This window comes from Rubrivirga aquatilis, assembly GCF_046845665.1.
In the GTDB taxonomy this organism is placed as follows: Bacteria; Bacteroidota; Rhodothermia; order Rhodothermales; family Rubricoccaceae; genus Rubrivirga.
On the sequence record NZ_CP177355.1, the window covers coordinates 4,048,881 to 4,066,776 of the forward strand.

The following is a 17,896-nucleotide window of genomic DNA, read 5'->3' on the forward strand; positions in this document are numbered from 1 at the left end:
CGCTACTTCCGCTTGAAGCTCAGGGTCAGCGGGACGCCCTCGAAGCTGAACGCCTCACGCAGGCGGTTCTCGAGGTAGCGCCGGTAGCTCTCCTTGACGCCCTCGGGGTAGTTGGCGAAGAAGGCGAACACGGGCGGCTCGTCGCGGACCTGGCTGGCGTAGTTGATCTTGACGTAGTTGTTGCGGTACGTCGGCGGCGGCTGGCGGCGGAGGGCCTTCTCCAAGACCACGTTGAGCTCGGCCGTCGGGATCCGCTTGCGGCGCTCGTCGAACACCGCGAGGGCGAGGTCGAGCACCTTCTCGGCCCGCTGGCCGGTGAGCGCCGAGACGAACACGATGGGCACGAAGTCGAGCAGCCCGAGCCGCTCCTTGATGCCGCGCTCCACGTCGCGGGCCGTGTTGGTCTCCTTCTCGACGAGGTCCCACTTGTTGACGACGATGACCATGCCCTTCTTGAGCTGCTCGGCCTCGCGGAGCACGCGGGCGTCCTGCGCCTCCAGCCCGCGCTCGGCGTCGACGAGCACGACGGCCACGTCGCAGGCCTGGAGCGCGCGCTCCGTCCGGAGCGTCGAGTAGAACTCGATGTTCTCCTTGACGCGGGCCTTTTTGCGGAGCCCGGCCGTGTCGACCAAGACCACCTCGCGCGCGTCCTCGCCCTCGCCGATCGTCAGCCGCGCGTCGATGGCATCGCGCGTCGTCCCGGCCACGTCGGTCACGATGGAGCGCGCCCGGCCGAGCAGCTTGTTCGCCAGCGACGACTTGCCCACATTCGGGCGGCCCAGGAAGGCGATGCGGGGGGCCGTGTCCTCCTCGTCGACCTCCGGCTCGTCGGGCAGCGCGGCCACGACGGCGTCGAGGAAGTCGCCGGTGCCGGTGCCGTTGATGGCGCTGAGCGCGAACATCTGCTCGAAGCCCAGCGACCAAAACTCGGACGCGTCGAGCGCGCGGGCCTGGTTGTCGGCCTTGTTGGCGACGACGATCACGGGCTGGTCGGCGCGGCGCAGGCGCTGGGCGACCTCCTGGTCGAGGTCCGAGATGCCGGTCAGCGTGTCGACCACGAACAGGATGACGTCGGCCTCCTCCAGCGTTAGCATGACCTGCTCGCGGATGGCGGCCTCGAACTGCTCGGCCGAGCGGGGCACGAGCCCGCCGGTGTCGACCAGGTCGAACGTCCGGCCGGTCCACTCGACGGTGCCGAACAGCCGGTCGCGCGTGACGCCGGGCTGGTCGTCCACGATGGCGCGGCGCTCCTCGGTGAGGCGGTTGAAGAGAGTGGACTTGCCCACATTCGGGCGTCCGACGATCGCGACGAGGGCCATGGGGTCCGGGGCAGGTGACCGGCCAAGCTAGCCGGGCCGCACGCGCCGGGGGGCGAGGACGGCATGGAGAGCGCGGGGGCCGGGAGCGCAAGAGCGCAAGCAGGATTGCGCAGGCGGTGGTCGACCCTAGGGCCCCGCTCGGCAGCCCCCCCGCCAGCTCGCGCGGCGTCGTGCCGGGCGTGCGTCGGCGTCTCAGTGCTGGCGTCCGCCTTTCAACCGGAGCGCCGCGCGGACGGGGGGTCTCTCGGCGCCAGCGTCCCCGACGCCCGCGCCAGCGCCGTGTAGGACGGGGGCTCGCGGCCCGCTAACATTCTGTGCGGCAGGGAATACGAGGCACGGCCGCCGCGTCTAGAGGGCACGCCACCGTCCCGCCCATGCGCCGCTTCCTGTTCCTGCTCGCCCTGCCCGCCGTCGTGCTGGCGACGTTGGCCGCCGGCTGCGGCACGTCGGCGCCTCCCGGCCCGGACCCGGGCTTCGCCATCGCCCCAGATGTGGCCGACACGCTCGTGCTCGCGGGCGGGTGCTTCTGGTGCATGGAGAAACCCTTCGAGGAGATCGACGGCGTCGCCTCGGTCGTCTCCGGGTTCTCTGGAGGCACCGTTCCGAACCCGACCTACGACGAGGTCTCGCGCAAGACGACGGGCCACTATGAGGTCGTCGAGGTGGTCTACGACCCGTCCGTCGTGTCCTTCGACACCCTCATTCAGCTCTACTGGCACAACGTCGACCCGCTCGACGACGGCGGCCAGTTCTGCGACCGGGGAACGCCGTACCGCCCGGCCATCTTCGTCCGCACGGCCGAGGAGCGCGCCGAGGCTGAGCGCACCAAGCGGCTGCTCAACGGCCGGTTCAACGGTCGCGTGGTCGTGCCCGTGCTGGACGCCGCGCCGTTCTACGCCGCCGAGGACTACCACCAGGACTTCTACCGCACCAACCCCGCCCACTACAACCGCTACCGGACCGGCTGCCGCCGCGACGCGCGCTTGGACGAGTTGTGGGGCGAGGCCGCCGGCCACCTCGGCCCGGCCCTCTAGCCCGGCACCGGAGCCGCTCGGCCCCCGTCCATCCCCACTCCTATGAAAGCCCTCGCCGCTTCCTTCGTGGCCGTCGCCGCCCTGCTGGTGGCCGGCTTCGTCTTTTTCCGCCCCGACCCCATCGATCCCATGTCCGACGCCGCCCTGAAGGACCGCTTGACGCGGATGCAGTACTACGTCACCAAGAAGGACGGCACCGAGCCGCCCTACGCCAACGAGTACTGGAACAACAAGGAGGCCGGCCTCTACGTCGACGTGATCGACGGGACGCCGCTGTTCGCCTCGACGACCAAGTACAAGTCGGGTACGGGCTGGCCCAGCTTCTGGGACCCGCTCGACGGCGCGCCGGTCGAGACCAAAGTTGACAAGTCGCTGTTCATGACGCGCACCGAGGTCCGCTCGGCGTCGAGCGACAGCCACCTCGGGCACGTGTTCGAGGACGGCCCCGAGCCGACCGGCTTGCGGTACTGCCTCAACTCGGCCGCCCTGCGCTTCGTCCCGGTCGCCGACCTGGAGGCCGAGGGCCTGGGCGAGTACGCGAGCCTCTTCGAAGGGGATGAGTGAGGGGTGACGTACGACGAGCCCTCCTCTTCTCCTCCCGACCTCTTCTCCTCTTCTCTCTCCCAATGCGCCTCCTCTCCCTCCTCCTGCTGGCGGCTCTCGCCGCGCCGGCCTTTGCCCAGGCCCCCGGCCCGGACTGGCGCAAGCCGTCCGACGCCCAGCTCCGCCGCCAGCTCAGCACCGTCGCCTACCGCGTCACCCAGCAGGACGCGACCGAGCGGGCCGGCTCGAGCCCGCTCGACGACGAGCACCGCGCCGGCATCTTCGTGGACGTGGTCTCGGGCGAGCCGCTGTTCTCGTCGCGCGACAAGTTCGACTCCGGCACCGGGTGGCCGTCGTTCACGCGCCCGATCGCGGAGGACGCTGTCACCGAGCACCGCGACCGGTCCTTGGGCGTGCTCCGCATCGAGATCCGCTCGGCTCGCGCCGACTCGCACCTGGGGCACGTCTTCCGCGACGGCCCCCGCCCGACCGGCTTGCGGTACTGCATGAACGGCGCCGCGATGCGGTTCGTCCCAGCGAATCGGCTCCGCGCCGAGGGCTACGGCCGCTACGCCCGGCTCTTCGAGCGGTAGCCGACCTGGCTCGCTGATCTCTGAGGCGTGGCTCTCTGGGTGAGGGCCACGCCTCGATTCGTTCAGGGCCCCGGCCTCGGCCCCTCCCCAGGCGCACCGAGGCGGGCAGGGTCAGGCCTCCTCGGAGGCCCCCGTCGCCGCGGGGAGCGTGAGCGTGAACGTGGCGCCCCTGCCTTCGGCAGCTCCGATGTCGAGCGTACCGCCGTGGCCCTGCGTCACTACGTCGTAGGCCAGCGACAGCCCGAGGCCGGTCCCCTCGCCGGCCGGCTTCGTGGTGTAGAACGGCTCGAACACCTTCGCCGCCGCCTCCGGCGCGATCCCCGGCCCGTTGTCCTCGACGCGGACCGTCGCCCGGCCGTTCGCCCGGGCCGTCGAGACGGTGACGGTCGGGGCGTAGGCGCCGGTCTCAGAGGCCGCCCGCTCGGCGACGGCGTCGAACGCGTTGTCGACCAAGTTGATCAAGACCCGGCCGATCTGCTGGGGGACGACGACGACCTCGCCCGCGTCGGGGTCCAAGCGGATATCGAGCACCGGCTCGGCGTCGGGGCGGCGGGCACGGAGGGCGTGGTAGGCCAGCCCGGCGTACTCCTCGACGAGCGCGTTGAGCGCGACGGCCCGGCGCTCGCCCGTGCTCCCCCGCGCGTGCTCCATCATCGCCTTGACGATGGCGTCGGCGCGATTGCCGTGGGCCTCGATCTTCTCGGTGTTGAGCGCGAGGTCGTCCAGGAGCGCGGCGGTCTCCTCGTCGTCGCCCGCGTCGAGCGCGTCGCGGAGCTCAGCGACGGCCTCGCGCGAGAGCCCGGCGAAGTTGGTCACGAAGTTGAGCGGGTTCTTGATCTCGTGCGCGATCCCGGCCGTCAGCGCGCCGAGCGACGCCATCTTCTCCTGCTGGACGAGTCGGCCCTGGGCCTCCTCCAGCTCGGCCGTCCGCTCGGCCACCAGGCCCTCCATCTCCCGGCTGTAGCGCCTCAGCGACGCCGTCATCCGGTTGAACCGGGTCGCCAGGTACCCGACCTCGTCCTGGACCCCGACCGGGACCTCGGCCTCCAGGTCGCCCTCGTCCACACGGCGGACGGCGGCCTGGAGCTGCTGGAGCGGCCGGACGAGCGTGCTCCGGAAGAGCAACGGGAGCACGACCACGACGAGCGCCGAGAGCGCGAGCATCAGCCCGACCAGCCCGCGCATCCGCTCGTGCGTCCGCCGCCGCTGGACGAGGTAGTGGTGCTCGAGGTAGGGCGCGCCGGGCGCGATCGCGACGGGCAGGCCGGCGCCGAGCGGGGCCGTCCGCGAGAGGGCGCCGCCGGCCTGCCCGGCCGGCTTGATCCCCCGCGCGACCGCCCCGCCGCGCGACGCCTCCGCGACCACGACGTCGATCACGCCGTCGGCGTGGAGCGTGAGCTGGGCCGTGGCCGTTCCCTCGGCGACACCCCCCGAGACCTCCGACAGGTCCACGGGGACCCGGTGCCACGTGACCGTGACCCGGTCGGGCGCCCGGTCCAGGAACACGCCGCCCCCCTGGTCCGGGGCGATGTCGAGGCCGAGCGCCAGGATCATCGGCGTCTCGACAAGTGGGAGGCTCTGGTAGGCCCCCAGCGCCTCGCCGAAGGCGACGATCGGGTCGTCGTCGATGACCGCCTCGGTGTAGGGCCGGCCGTAGAACGGGAACGGGAACCCGAAGGCGACGGTCGTCTCGTCGTCGTCGCGGAGCCTGAGGCGTTCCCCACGCGGCTCGGGCGCGGTGTAGGGCCGGGCCGCGAGCGTGTAGCCGCCGGCCCCGTCGGGCGTGTACCGCAGGGCCTCCCGCTGCGGCATCTCCGGGAGAGCGTCGGGGATGACGTAGTGCGGGAACGCGACGAACGTGGCCGCCGCGACCGACGCGAGCGCCGTCACGAGCGCGATCCCGACGAGCTTGGCCTGGAGGGTCGTCGGCTCGGGCGCGTAGGTGAGGTAGACGAAGAAGTAGCCGAACGCGAACCCCAGGTAGAGGAACTCCCCGATCGGTCTGACGACGCTCGCGCTCACCCCGCCGGCCGTGCTGACCCAATAGAGCGCCGCCTGCCCGACGTACAGGCCGTAGAGCACGGCGAAGGCCGTGTACGCCTGGGCGGCCCGCCGGGCGTCCGGGCCGCCGTCGCGCCGGGCGAGCCGCCGCTTCCGCAGGAACACCCCGAGCGTCCACACCGCCAGCCCGTCTTCGAGCACCCTGTGGACCATCCAGATCGAATCGCTCGTGGGGTCGGTGACCAGGAGGGCCGTCACGTAGGCCAGGACGGCGGCGAGCGCGACGGCCGTCCCGACGAGCACGCGCCGCGCCTCCCCGGCCAGCGAGTCGTCGAGGAACCGGTACGCGAACCCCAGCAGCGCCCACATCCCGACGCCCGACGTGACCCAATAGACCGCGTCGAGCGCCTGAGTGACAGCCAACCGGTCCGTCATCAGGGTCGACCACACGACGTCCGACAGCATCCCCACGGTGTAGGCCGCGAACGCCGCCACCAGCCACCACGTCGACGCGCTCTTGCGCCGGATCGAGAGGAGGTACCCCAGCACGGCCCCGTTGAGCACGAGGAGGGCGAGGCTGACGACCGTCAACGGCTGGAAGAGGAGCTCTGTCATGGGGCCCGGGTCCGACGACGCTCAAGTCTACAGCGCGATTCGTGCACGGCGTCCACATGCCGAGCCCAAGGCCCCTCAACCCTCCCGCGGATGTCGCCGTCAGTTGGAGGGCACCCGCCTCGGCAGGCGCCCCGAGGTGGGCGGACCCGCGCCGCGGTCTCGGCGGTTGGCTCGGCCCGACGCCCGCGCCCATGACCGCCCTCGACGCCCTCCGCTTGCGCACCCGCCGACTTTCGGATCCCCCCGTCGCCGACGCCGCCGACTACGTCCTGTGCTGGCTGGGGCAGGCGCTCCGCGCCGACCACAACCCCGTTATCGACGCGTCGCTCGCGCTCGGCGACACGCTCGGCCTGCCCGTCGTGGTGCTCCACACGCTGGAAAACCGCTACCCGTACGCCTCGCACCGGATCCACCGGTTTATGCTGGAGGCGAGCCAGGAGTTGGGGCCCGGGGTCGAGGCCCGGGGCTTGCGGTTCGCGCGGTACGTCCGCCAGGGAGAGCCCGGCGGCGACGCGCCCGGGGCCGTCGACGTGGCCGCCCGGCTGGCGAAGCGCGCCGCCGCCGTGTTCACCAACGACGTCCCGACGTTCGTCGCCGGCGAGTACTCGGCGATGCTGGCCGCCCGGCTGGAGGGCCGCGCCGTGTTCGCCGTCGACGCCTGCTGCGCCGTCCCGATGAACGCGTTCGAGACGCACCTAGAGACCACGAAGGCCTTCCGCGCCGCGCACAGCAAGCTCCGCCCGGGCCACCTGACGCTCGACCTCACCCAGCCGGGCACGGGCCACTACGACGGGGACCTCGACCTCCCCGAGACGCCCGACCTCACGGACTGGGACGGCAGGGCGCTCGACGCCTTCATCGCCGGCTGCGGCGTGGACCTAAGCGTGCCGCCCGCGCCCGGCTGGAGCGGGCGCCGGAGCGCCGCGCTGGAGCGGCTCACGCACGCCGTCGAGCACGTCGTGCCCCGCTACAAGTGGACGCGCAACAACCCCGCGCTCGACGACGCGACGACCAAGCTCTCTCCGTGGCTCCACTTCGGGGTGCTCTCGCCGCGCGAGGTGGCCGTCGCCGTGCTCGACGCCGAGGCCGAGGGCCACGTCCACAGCGCGGCCCGGTGGAAATTCCTCGACGAGTTGCTGACGTGGCGCGAGGTGTACCACCACCGCTGCCGCTGGGAGTCGTGGTCGCACTGGGACGGCCTCCCGGCGTGGGCCCGGGAGACGCTGCTCGCCCACGCCGACGACCCGCGCCCGACGCTGTACTCGCTCGACGAGTTGGCCCACGGCGAGACCGACGACGACGTCTGGAACGCGGCCCAAAAGCAGTTCGCCATTGACGGCTGGATGAACAACAACCTGCGGATGTACTGGGGCCGCCAGCTCCTCAAGTGGCGCCCCCACCCCGCCGACGCCTTCGCGGCGACGTGCTACCTCAACGACCGGTTCAGCCTGGACGGCCGCAACGCGTCGACGTACGGCGGCATCCGGTCCGGTTTTGGCGAGGTCCGGCCGTGGAAGGAGCGCCCGGTCTACGGGACGGTCGCGGGCAAGACGAGCGGGGCCCTCATGAAGCGGCCCGGCGTGCCCGCGTGGATCGCCGAGCAGGCTGGGCGCGAGGTCCCATTCCGCGCCTCGATCCCCGCCGACCCGCCGCCCGAGTTCGACCGCTACCGGTGATCGGGCGGAGTCAGGCCACCTTCTGGAGAACGATGGTGAACGTGCCGTGCTTCACGCCCGGCTCGTCGCCCTCGGCGAACGCCACCACGACGCGGCCACGCTCGTCCTCCGGGATCCCGTTCAGCACCCGATCCACGTCGTTGAGCGCGTGGCCATGGAAGTACATCTGAGTGATCAGCTCGTGGTAGCCCCGCTTGGCCACCTTGATGTGGATGTGCGGCGGGCGCCACCAGCCGGCGGCCTCGTCGGCGGGGTAGGCGCCGGGGATGATGGTCCGGAACCGGTAGCGGCCCTCGGCATCGGTCCGGACCTCCCCGAACCCCTCGAAGGCCGGGTCCTCGGGGGCCGGGTTGGGGTCGGCCTCGTGGTGGTAGCGGCCGTGCGTGTTGGCCTGCCAGATCTCGACGAGCGCGCCGGCCACGGGCCGGAGGTCGCCGTCCAGGACCTGCCCGCCGACGGTCACTACCTCGCCCTGCGCCCGCTCGGCGTGGCCCGCGACGACGGTCAGGTCGAGGTCGCCGTCGGCCGGTTTCCGGCGGGGGTAGAACGGGCCCGAGGTCTGGGTCGGCGTCGCGCAGTCGTTGGAGTCCGGGGCGGGGTCCGGGAGGAGCCGCCCGCCCGCGACGCCGATGCCACCGACGGCGCCGAGGTGGAGGAGATCGCGGCGGGTCATGGGCTTCGGGTTGGCCATGGCGGGGAGGGGTTGGGAGGCCGCACGGTACGGCTCAACCCCTTACCAAACCCAGTCTTGTCTCGACAAGCGAGCGGCGCCCAGGTCAGCCCGCGGGCGGGATCGGGACCCGGTCCTTGTTGCGGGCCACCCAGGTCGGGAAGTCCTGGAGGTCGGGGTTGAGGGCGCGCGTGGCGGCGAGGTCGCGGGCCGCGAGGAAGGGGCTAGCAAAGTCGCGGTAGACCTGGTACATGTTGCCTATCTCGTCGGCCCCGTCGAACGGGAAGCTCCGGTAGACGTCCGGCGAGACGTCGATGTAGGCGATGTCCTCGCCCAGCGCGTCGCTGAGCGTGGCGGCCATGTCGGCGAGGGTCGTGTGGTCGCCCGCGATCGAGACGGTCTCGCCGACGAAGCGGTCGCCGGCCTGGAAGATGCCGTAGGCCGTCTTGCCGATGTCCTCGACGGCGATCCCCGCCAGCTTCTCGTCGCCCATGGGGAAGACGAGCGCCAGGCCACCGTCGGGCGTCCGCTGGGGGCCGGCGCCGAAGCTGATAAAGTTGTCCCAGTAGAACGAGGTCCGGAGGAACGTCGTCGGGACGCCGCGGTCGCGGAAGTAGGCGTCGGCCTCAGCCTTGGCGTCGAAGTGGGGGACGGTGTAGACGCCCATCAGCGTCGGCATCCGGTCGTCGGAGGTCGGGACCCAGTCCCGCGTGTCCTCCAGCGTCGACCAGACGACGTGCTGGAGGCCGGCCGTTGTCGCGGCTTGGGCAAGGGTCTCGGCCTGGGCCTTCTCGCGGTCGGGCGAGAAGTGCTCCCAGAAGTTGGTCACGCAGAACGCGCCGTAGGCGCCGTCGAAGGCGGCGGTGACGCTGGCGGGGTCGTCGAGGTCGGCCCGGACCACCTCGGCGCCGGCGTCGGCGAGGGCGCGGGCGGGGTCGGAGTCCGGATTCCGGGTGAGGGCGCGGCAGGCGAAGCCGCCGTCGGGGTCGGCCAGGATGGCGCGGGCGAGGCCGCCCCCTTGCGCGCCGGTGGCGCCGACGACGGCGAGGGTCTTCGAGTCAGGCATGGCAGGAGAGGGAAGGGTGCCTCATGGTAGGGCATCGCCGCCGATCCCCGTGCCGACGGCCCGCTTCGGGCTCCCCACGGCGCCCCCGGGACCGGGCCGTCGGCGGCGGAGCTTCCTCGCACGACGCCCGTACGTGGGGATCCGCCCTGGCTCCCACCGCATGGCCCGCTACCCGTCCGTCGACGTCGCTCTCGACGCGCTCCAGGCTCGCATCACCGAGCTCGAACGCGACCTCGCGGCAGCCCGGCGCGGTGGCGACGTCGAGGCCGCCCTCGACCGGGTCTGGACCCGGGCGCTCGACGTCCAGCACAGCGACGAGACGCTGGGCGTGGCGGTCGCCGTGTTCGACGCCCTGCGTGGGCTGGGCCTGCCCGTCGTCCAGATCAGCCTGAGCGGCCGGCCCGACCGCGACGCCAGCGAGGCCCCGGCCTGGACGGCCGGCGTCGATGCGGACGGGGCCGCTCGCGCCAACCACCACGTGACGGCCACGACCGGGCTCGCGCTCCTCGACGCCACCTTCGCGAAGACCAAGGCGGGGAGCCCGCCGCTGTCGCGCGCGCTGAGCCCGGACGCGTTCGAGGCCTACCTCCGCGCCTCGCTCGCTCGCTACCCCTCGTCGTACGCCGACCGCGTCGTGGCGCGGGCGCCCCGGGCCGAGGCCTACCACTACGTCGCCGTCCCGTCGCGGGCGCGGCAGAGCGGGCCGCTGGTGGCCGTGTTCTCGGCGCCCCCCAGCGCCGACACGTTGCGCACCTTGGAGCGGTTCGCCGTCTTGTTCGCGCTGGCCTACGCCCGCCACCAAGACCTCCAGCAGGCCGAGGTCCGCGCCCGCACCTCGCGGCTCAACGCGGCCGTCGAACGGGCCCGGGCGCGAGCGCTCGCGATGCGTGGGCCCGAGGGACTCGACGACGTCATCGGCGTGATCGTCGGGGAGCTCCGGCGGCTCGGCGTCCCGTTCCACCGGTGCACCGTCGCCGCGTTCGACGGCGCCACGCGCGGCGCCCGCTACTGGTCGTCGACCGGCCGGGAGACCACGCCCGCCGACACCGTCACCGTCGAAGGCCACCCGTTGTACGACGCCCTCTGGGTGGCTTGGCGGACCCAGCAGGACCTCTCGTACATCCTCGAGGGCGAGGGGCTCGACGCCTACCTCGACCGCCTCCGGGCCGTGGACCCTGCCCTCGCCGATGCCCACGACGCCGTCGACCGTGAGTACGTCTACGCCGTCACCGTGCCGGCAGGCGTGATCGTGGCGTTCTCGGCCCAGCCGTTCTCCGAGGACACCGTCCAGGCGATGCAGCGGATGGGCACGGCGTTCGACGCGGCCTACGCGCGCCACCTCGACCTCCAGGCCGACGAGGCGCGCGCCCGCGAGGCTGCGCTATCGGCGTCCGTCGACCGCGTCCGCGCTGAGGTCGCCTCGATGCGGACGGCCGACGACCTCGACCGCGTCACGCCCCGCGTCTGGACCGAGCTCACCGACCTCGGCGTCCCGTTCGTCCAGTGCGGCGTGTTCATCGTCGACGAGGCCGCGGGCACCGTGCGCGCGCTCCTCGCCACGCCCGACGGCGAGCCGCTCGGCGCGCTGGAGCTCCCGGCCGATGGCTCCCCTCTCATCGCCGACGTCGTCGCCCACTGGCGCCGACAGGCCACGCTGGCGGTCGTGTTGCCCCCCGAGCGCGCCCAGGCGTGGGCCGCGACGCTCGCCGACGGCGGGCTCGACGGCTCCGCCCTCCCGCCGGGCCCGCTCGCGCTCCGGTTCGCCCCGTTCGCCCAGGGCCTGCTCTACGTCGGGGCCCCCAGGCCCCTCTCCGAGGTGGACGGGGCGGCGGTCCAGACCCTCGCCTCGGCCTTCGAGGTCGCCTACGCCCGCTACGCCGACTTCCAGCGGCTCGACGCCCGGACGCACGAGCTCGAGGCCGCTCTCGCCGACCTGCAGGCCGCCCAGCAGCGGCTCGTCCAGAGCGAGAAGCTGGCGTCGCTCGGCCAGCTCACCGCCGGGATCGCCCACGAGATCAAGAACCCGCTCAACTTCGTCAACAACTTCGCCGCCCTCTCCCGCGAGCTGGCCGCCGAGCTGGCCGCCGAGGTGGACGGGGAGCGAGACCCGACGCTCATCCGCGAGCTCGTCGACGACCTCACCGACAACGCCCGACGGATCGAGCAGCACGGCCACCGCGCCGACGCCATCGTCCGGGCCATGATGCAGCACGCCCGGAGCGGCGCCGGCGAGCGCGGCCCGCTCGACCTCGACGCGCTCGTCGACGAGCACGTCAACCTGGCCTACCACGGCCGCCGCGCCCAGGCTCCAGACTTCAACGTGACGCTGGAGCGGGACCTCGGCGGCGTCGGGGTGGTGGAGGGCGTGGCCCAAGATCTCGGCCGGGTCGTCATCAACTTGGTCTCCAACGCCTTCGACGCGGTGGTGGCGCGGGCCGCGGCGGAGGGCCGCGCCTTCGAGCCGGTCGTCCGCATTGCGACGGCGGCCGTCGCCGGGGGCGTCGAGATCCGCGTCGAGGACAACGGGGCCGGGATACCGGACGAGGTTCGCGCCCGCGTCTTCGAGCCCTTCTACACCACCAAGCCCGCCGGCAAGGGGACCGGCCTCGGGCTCTCGATGAGCCACGACATCGTGGAGCAGGGCCACGGCGGTCGGCTCACCGTCGAAAGCTCGGGGATCGGGACGACGTTCGTGGTGGCGCTGCCCGCCGCCCCGGCCTAGGCGGGGCGGCGGCGCGCGCTAGCGGCCCTTCTCGACCCAGACGCGGAGCAGCGACATCAGCTGATCGACGTTGACCGGCTTGGTGAGGTAGTCGCTGGCGCCGGCCTCGAGGCACTTTTCGCGGTCGCCCTTCATGGCCTTCGCCGTCACGGCGATGATGGGGAGCGACGCGAACCGGTCGATCTTGCGGATCGCGCGCGTCGTCTGGTAGCCGTCGAGGCCGGGCATCATGATGTCCATGAGCACCACGTCGATGTCGTCGGCCGCCTCCAGCACGGCGATCCCGTCGCGCCCGCTCTCGGCGTAGACCACGTCCATCTTGTGGCCTTCCAGGAGGGCCTGGAGCGCGAAGATGTTCCGGATGTCGTCGTCGACGACGAGCACCTTGCGGCCGGCAAGCGCCGCCTCGGGGCGGTGGCTCCGGGCGAGCCGCTCGCGCTGGGTCGCGGAGAGCTGGGACTCGTCGAGGTGGAGGTGGAGCGCGGTCTCGTTGAGGAGCCGGTCGAAGGCCTCGACGTCCTTGACGATGACCGCCTCGGCGAGCTCGTGGAGGCGGGCGGCCTCGTCGGAGCTGAGGTCGCGCCCGGTGTGGACCACGACGGGCAGCTCGGCCAGGCCGAGGTCGTCGCGGAGGTGCTCGACGAGTTCGATCCCGCTCATGTCGGGCAGGCCGAGGTCGACCACGGCGCAGTCGAAGGCCCCGTCGGCGAGCGCCTCGATGGCCGCCGCGCCCGTCCCGACGGAGACCACCTCGACGCCCTCGGTGCCGACGAGGTCGCCGACCAGGCCGCGCTGCGTCTCGTCGTCCTCGACGACGAGCAGCCGCTTGATGTCGGAGCCGGCCAGGCTCTGCGCCCGGTCCAGCCCGGCCTCGACGGCGTCGCGGTCGACGGGCTTCTGGAGCGGCGGGAGCGCGCCGCGGCGCTCGCGGCGGGGCAGCGCGTCCGACACGGAGACGATCTGGACGGGGATGTGGCGGGTCGCGGGCTGGTTCTTGAGCCGGTCGAGCAAGGCCAGCCCGTGCATCCCGGGCAGGTGCATGTCGAGCGTGATCGCGGCCGGCTCATAGCGGCGCACGGCCGCCAGCGCCGCTTCGGCGTTGTCGGTCACGATCGCCTTGAACCCCTTCTCGCGCGCCACGTCGACCAGGATGCCCGCGAAGTGGGGGTCGTCCTCGACGATCAGCAAGATGGCGTCGCCGGGCTCCAACGTCCCCCGGTCGTCGGCGACCCGGCGCGGGAGCGGCCGGCCGGCGGGTGCAGCGGGCAGCTCGGCGCCCGCGCTCACCGCCGGGGCCTCCGCTTCGGCGACCGCCTCGGCGGCGCTGGCGCCGGTCGGAGCGGGCGCAGCCTCGGCGGTGCCGCCGTCGGTCGACACGGGCGCGGCGTCAGCCTCCGCCGTCGCGGCGCCGTCGGTGGCCTCGCCGTCGTCGACCTCGCTGTCGGTGGCCTCGTCGGCAGGGGGCGTGGGGGGCGCCGGGGCCGGGCTCGCCAGTCCGTCCCCCATCGTCGTGATCTCGTCGCCGCTGGGCGCCAGCAGCGTCGGCATGGCGTACACGTCGGGGAGGTAGAGCGTGAAGGTGCTCCCCTCGCCAGGCGTGCTCGCGAGGTGGATCTCGCCGCCGAGCAGCCGGGCGATCTCGCGCGAGATCGACAGCCCGAGGCCGGTCCCGCCGTACGTCCGGTCGACCGAGCCGTCGGCCTGCTGGAACGCCTCGAAGATGACCCGCTGCTTGTCGTCCTCGATCCCGATGCCCGTGTCGCGGACCGCGAACCCGACCACGTGGTCGGCCGCGCGCAGCGTCTCCGTCCGGAACTCCTGCTCGTCCGCGAGCGCGACCGTGAGCGACACGGCGCCGTCGTGTGTAAACTTGAAGGCGTTCGAAAGCAGATTTTTCAGGACCTGATGGAGCCGCTTCGGATCGGTCTCGATCACCGGCGGGAGCCGCTCCCCGAGGACGATCCCGAAGTCGAGCTGGCGGTCGTTGGCCACCTCGCGGAACAGCCGGTCCGTCTCGTCGGCCAGCGTGGTGAACGGGACGCGCTCGATCTCGACCGGCATCGCGCCGGACTCGATCTTGGACAGGTCGAGGATCTCGTTGATGAGGCCGAGCAGGTCGCTCCCGGACGAGTGGATCGTCTCGGCGTACTCGATCTGCTTGGGCGTCAGGGCCGCGTCGGGGTTCTCGGCGAGCATCCGCGACAGGATGAGCATCGAGTTGAGCGGCGTCCGGAGCTCGTGGCTCATGTTGGCCAGGAACTCGCTCTTGTACTTCGAGGTGAGCGCGAGCTGCTCGGCCTTCTCCTCGATGGCCGTCCGGGCCTGCTCGATCTCGGCGTTTTTGCGCTCGACCTCGGCGTTCTGCTCGGCGAGCTCGCGGGCCTTCTCTTCGAGCTCGGTGTTGGTGCCCTGGAGCTCGTCCTGCTGCTCGCGCAACAGCTCCTCCGACTCGCGCAGGCTCCGGGCCTGCTCTTCCAGGCGTCGGTTGGTCTCCTGGAGCTCGTCCTGCTGGCTCTGCAGCTCCTGGGTGAGCCCCTGCGACTGCGAGAGCAGCGCCTCCGTCCGCATGTTGGCCTCGATCGAGTTGAGGACGATGCCGATCGACTCCGTCAGCTGGTCGAGAAACGTCAGGTGGTTCGTGTTGAACGCCTGGAACGACGCCAGCTCGATGACGGCCTTGACCTCGCCCTCGAACAGGACCGGCAGGACCACGATGTTGCGCGGCGCGGCGCTCCCCAGCCCGGAGTTGACGCGGACGTAGTCGTCGGGCACGTCGGTGATCAGGATCCGCTCGCGCTCCAGCGCACACTGCCCGACGAGCCCCTCGCCGACGTGGAACCGGTTGTTGAGGCCGCGGCGCTCGCGGTAGGCGTAGGTCGCCGTGAGCCGGAGCTCCGGCTCGGTCTCGCCGGCCGCTCGCTCGGCCATGTAGAACGCCCCGTGCTGGACGTTAACGAGCGGCGCGAGCTCGGACAGGATGAGCTTCGAGACCGTCTGGAGCTCCTTCTGGCCCTGGAGCAGCTGGGTGAACTTGGTCAGGCTGGTCTTGAGCCAGTCCTGCTCCTGGTTCTTCAGCGTCGTGTCCTTGAGATTGAGGATCATCTCGTTGACGTTGTCCTTCAGGTCCGCGACCTCGCCGGCCGCCTCGACGGTGATCTTCTTGCTCAGGTCGCCCGCCGCCACGGCCGTCGTGACCTCAGTGATGGCGCGGACCTGGGTCGTCAGGTTCGCCGCGAGCTGGTTCACGTTGTCCGTCAGGTCGCGCCACGTGCCCGACGCGCCCGGGACCTCGGCCTGCCCGCCCAGCTGCCCCTCGACGCCCACCTCTCGGGCGACCGTCGTGACCTGCTCGGCGAACGTGTCGAGCGTGTCGATCATGGCGTTGATCGTGTCGCGGAGCTCGGCGATCTCGCCCTGCGCCTCGACCTGGAGCTTGCGGTCCAGGTTGCCCTTGGCGACGGCCGTCACGACCGCCGCGATCCCGCGGACCTGGGTCGTCAGGTTGTCGGCCATCGAGTTCACGTTGTCGGTCAGGTCCTTCCACGTCCCCGACACGCCCGGCACCTGGGCCTGGCCGCCCAGCTCGCCCTCGGTCCCCACCTCACGCGCCACGCGCGTCACCTCGCTCGCGAACGAGCTCAGCTGGTCCACCATCGTGTTGATGGTGTCCTTCAGCTCGGCGATCTCGCCCTGAACCTCGACGGTGATCTTCTTCGACAGGTCGCCGTTCGCGACGGCCGTCGTGACCTCGGCGATGTTGCGGACCTGGGTCGTGAGGTTGTTGGCCATCGAGTTGACGTTGTCCGTCAGCTCCTTCCACGTCCCGGACACGCCCGGCACCTTGGCCTGGCCGCCCAGCTCGCCCTCCGTCCCGACCTCGCGCGCCACGCGCGTCACTTCGGAGGCGAACGCCGAGAGCTGGTCCACCATCGTGTTGATCGTGTCCTTGAGCTCCAAGATCTCGCCCTTCACGTCGACCGTGATCTTCTTGGACAGGTCGCCATTCGCGACGGCCGTCGTGACCTCAGCAATGGCACGGACCTGGGTGGTCAGGTCGCCGGCCATGTAGTTCACGTTGTCCGTCAGGTCCTTCCACGTCCCGGACACGCCCTCGACCTCGGCCTGGCCGCCCAGCTTGCCCTCGGTCCCCACCTCGCGCGCCACGCGCGTCACTTCCGAGGCAAAGCTGGAGAGCTGGTCGACCATCGTGTTGATGGTGCTCTTGAGTTCGAGGATCTCGCCGCGGGCCTCGACGGTGATCTCTTTCGACAGGTCGCCGTTCGCGACGGCCGTCGTGACCTCGGCGATGTTGCGGACCTGGGTCGTCAGGTTGTCCGCCATCGAGTTCACGTTGTCGGTCAGGTCCTTCCACGTCCCGGACACGCCGGGCACCTCGGCCTGACCGCCGAGCTCCCCTTCGGTCCCCACCTCGCGCGCCACGCGCGTCACCTCGGACGCGAACGAGCTCAGCTGGTCGACCATCCGGTTGATCACGTTCTTGATCTGCAGGATCTCGCCCTTCACGTCGACCGTGATCTTCTGGGTCAGGTCGCCATTCGCAATCGCCGTGGCCACCTTCGACACGTCGCGGAGCTGGACGGTCAGGTTGCCGGCCATCGCGTTCACGTTGTCCGTCAGGTCCTTCCAGGTCCCGGAGACGCCCTCGACCTCGGCCTGGCCGCCCAGCTCGCCCTCGGTGCCGACCTCGCGCGCCACGCGTGTCACCTCGGAGGCGAAGCTCTGGAGCTGGTCGACCATCGTGTTGATCGTGTTCTTGAGCTCGGCGATCTCGCCCTGCGCCTCGACGGTGATCTTCTTCGACAGGTCGCCATTCGCGACCGCCGTGGTCACCTCGGCGATGTTGCGGACCTGAGCCGTCAGGTTGTCCGCCATCGAGTTGACGTTGTCGGTCAGGTCCTTCCACGTCCCGGAGACGCCGGAGACCCGAGCTTGGCCGCCGAGCTGGCCTTCGGTGCCGACCTCACGGGCCACGCGCGTCACCTCCGAGGCGAACGCCGAGAGCTGGTCGACCATCGTGTTGACCATCTTGGCCGTCCGCAAAAACTCACCGCGGACCGGCCGGCCCTCGACCTCCAGCTCCACCTTCTGCGACAGGTCGCCCTGGGCGACCGCCCCGATCACGCGCTCGACCTCCGCCACGGGCTGGCCCAGGTCGATGATGAGCTCGTTGACCGACGCCACGGCCGTCCGCCAGCCGCCGGTCGCGCCGGCCAGCGCGGCCCGCTCGGCCAGCCGCCCCTTCTTGCCGACCTCGTCGCGCACGCGCTCCAGCTCGTCGGTGAGCTGCTCGTTGAGCGAGATGATGGCGTTCAGCGTGTCGGCCACGCGCCCGACGGTTCCGTTCTGCTCGACGACGAGCCGGGCCGAAAAGTCGCCCTTGTGGACGGCCGTCAGGACCGCCAGCAGGTCTTTCGCGTCGAGGTCGCACAGCGCGCCGGGCGTCGCGGCAGACGCCTTCCGCGCGGGGCTCGGGGGCGGGGACGTCGATCCGTCCGTGGTGGGCGTCGGCTTTTTGGTAGCCATCGGGAGCAGGGGGGGCCAGGGAGTCCGTCGGAGCGCAAAGTATCGGCGCCGACCGAGCCTTCTCTACTCGGGCATTCCCTATATGTGCCCGGCGATGTGGAACCGCCGCGTTC

The 17,896-nt window shown here is 71.7% G+C and carries 10 protein-coding genes; 5 read left to right on the plus strand and 5 right to left on the minus strand.

Annotation, left to right across the window (positions count from 1 at the left end; genetic code table 11):
* Positions 1–2: 2 nt before the first annotated feature.
* On the minus strand, positions 3–1,319 hold the full coding sequence (gene der, locus ACLII4_RS17805) for a ribosome biogenesis GTPase Der (protein ID WP_412068745.1): 1,317 nt from the start codon (positions 1,317–1,319) through the stop codon (positions 3–5).
* A gap of 374 nt (positions 1,320–1,693) precedes the next feature.
* Between der and msrA the strand changes: the two genes are divergently transcribed.
* The 3 genes from msrA to msrB (ACLII4_RS17820) all read left to right on the plus strand — a co-directional run bounded on the left by msrA (position 1,694) and on the right by msrB (ACLII4_RS17820) (position 3,489).
* On the plus strand, positions 1,694–2,353 hold the full coding sequence (gene msrA, locus ACLII4_RS17810) for a peptide-methionine (S)-S-oxide reductase MsrA (RefSeq protein WP_412068746.1): 660 nt from the start codon (positions 1,694–1,696) through the stop codon (positions 2,351–2,353).
* 42 nt (positions 2,354–2,395) lie between these two features.
* Positions 2,396–2,917 (plus strand): peptide-methionine (R)-S-oxide reductase MsrB, encoded by a 522-nt coding sequence (gene msrB, locus ACLII4_RS17815; RefSeq protein ID WP_412068747.1) that lies wholly within the window; start codon positions 2,396–2,398, stop codon positions 2,915–2,917.
* Positions 2,918–2,979: 62 nt separating this feature from the next.
* Positions 2,980–3,489, plus strand: a complete 510-nt coding sequence (msrB, locus tag ACLII4_RS17820; RefSeq protein ID WP_412068748.1) for a peptide-methionine (R)-S-oxide reductase MsrB — start codon at positions 2,980–2,982, stop codon at positions 3,487–3,489.
* A gap of 111 nt (positions 3,490–3,600) precedes the next feature.
* Here the strand turns inward: msrB (ACLII4_RS17820) and ACLII4_RS17825 are convergent, their stop codons facing one another.
* Complete coding sequence (locus ACLII4_RS17825) at positions 3,601–6,105, minus strand: sensor histidine kinase (RefSeq protein WP_412068749.1); 2,505 nt, start codon at positions 6,103–6,105, stop codon at positions 3,601–3,603.
* Positions 6,106–6,296: 191 nt separating this feature from the next.
* On the opposite strand from ACLII4_RS17825, the gene ACLII4_RS17830 reads away from it, so the two are divergent.
* Positions 6,297–7,781 (plus strand): deoxyribodipyrimidine photo-lyase, encoded by a 1,485-nt coding sequence (locus ACLII4_RS17830; protein WP_412068750.1) that lies wholly within the window; start codon positions 6,297–6,299, stop codon positions 7,779–7,781.
* 10 nt (positions 7,782–7,791) lie between these two features.
* On the opposite strand, the gene ACLII4_RS17835 is transcribed toward ACLII4_RS17830, so the two are convergent.
* Together ACLII4_RS17835 and ACLII4_RS17840 are read right to left on the minus strand one after the other, a co-directional pair.
* Complete coding sequence (locus tag ACLII4_RS17835; RefSeq protein WP_412068751.1) at positions 7,792–8,472, minus strand: hypothetical protein; 681 nt, start codon at positions 8,470–8,472, stop codon at positions 7,792–7,794.
* A gap of 85 nt (positions 8,473–8,557) precedes the next feature.
* Positions 8,558–9,517, minus strand: coding sequence for an NmrA/HSCARG family protein (locus tag ACLII4_RS17840; RefSeq protein WP_412068752.1), 960 nt, complete (start codon positions 9,515–9,517; stop codon positions 8,558–8,560).
* A 160-nt stretch (positions 9,518–9,677) separates the two neighbouring features.
* Here ACLII4_RS17840 and ACLII4_RS17845 point away from each other — a divergent pair, with 160 nt between their 5' ends.
* Positions 9,678–12,239 (plus strand): ATP-binding protein, encoded by a 2,562-nt coding sequence (locus ACLII4_RS17845; protein WP_412068753.1) that lies wholly within the window; start codon positions 9,678–9,680, stop codon positions 12,237–12,239.
* Positions 12,240–12,257: 18 nt separating this feature from the next.
* Here the strand turns inward: ACLII4_RS17845 and ACLII4_RS17850 are convergent, their stop codons facing one another.
* A complete protein-coding gene (locus ACLII4_RS17850; protein WP_412068754.1) occupies positions 12,258–17,783 on the minus strand; it encodes a HAMP domain-containing protein in 5,526 nt (1,841 codons plus the stop codon).
* Positions 17,784–17,896 lie beyond the last annotated feature (113 nt).

What these genes read in the sequence shown, in the direction of transcription:
- der (WP_412068745.1), bottom strand. Translation starts at nt 1,319, where the DNA reads ATGGCCCTCGTCGCGATCGTCGGACGCCCGAATGTGGGCAAGTCCACT.
- msrA (WP_412068746.1), top strand. Translation starts at nt 1,694, where the DNA reads ATGCGCCGCTTCCTGTTCCTGCTCGCCCTGCCCGCCGTCGTGCTGGCG.
- msrB (WP_412068747.1), top strand. Translation starts at nt 2,396, where the DNA reads ATGAAAGCCCTCGCCGCTTCCTTCGTGGCCGTCGCCGCCCTGCTGGTG.
- msrB (WP_412068748.1), top strand. Translation starts at nt 2,980, where the DNA reads ATGCGCCTCCTCTCCCTCCTCCTGCTGGCGGCTCTCGCCGCGCCGGCC.
- ACLII4_RS17825 (WP_412068749.1), bottom strand. Translation starts at nt 6,105, where the DNA reads ATGACAGAGCTCCTCTTCCAGCCGTTGACGGTCGTCAGCCTCGCCCTC.
- ACLII4_RS17830 (WP_412068750.1), top strand. Translation starts at nt 6,297, where the DNA reads ATGACCGCCCTCGACGCCCTCCGCTTGCGCACCCGCCGACTTTCGGAT.
- ACLII4_RS17835 (WP_412068751.1), bottom strand. Translation starts at nt 8,472, where the DNA reads ATGGCCAACCCGAAGCCCATGACCCGCCGCGATCTCCTCCACCTCGGC.
- ACLII4_RS17840 (WP_412068752.1), bottom strand. Translation starts at nt 9,517, where the DNA reads ATGCCTGACTCGAAGACCCTCGCCGTCGTCGGCGCCACCGGCGCGCAA.
- ACLII4_RS17845 (WP_412068753.1), top strand. Translation starts at nt 9,678, where the DNA reads ATGGCCCGCTACCCGTCCGTCGACGTCGCTCTCGACGCGCTCCAGGCT.
- ACLII4_RS17850 (WP_412068754.1), bottom strand. Translation starts at nt 17,783, where the DNA reads ATGGCTACCAAAAAGCCGACGCCCACCACGGACGGATCGACGTCCCCG.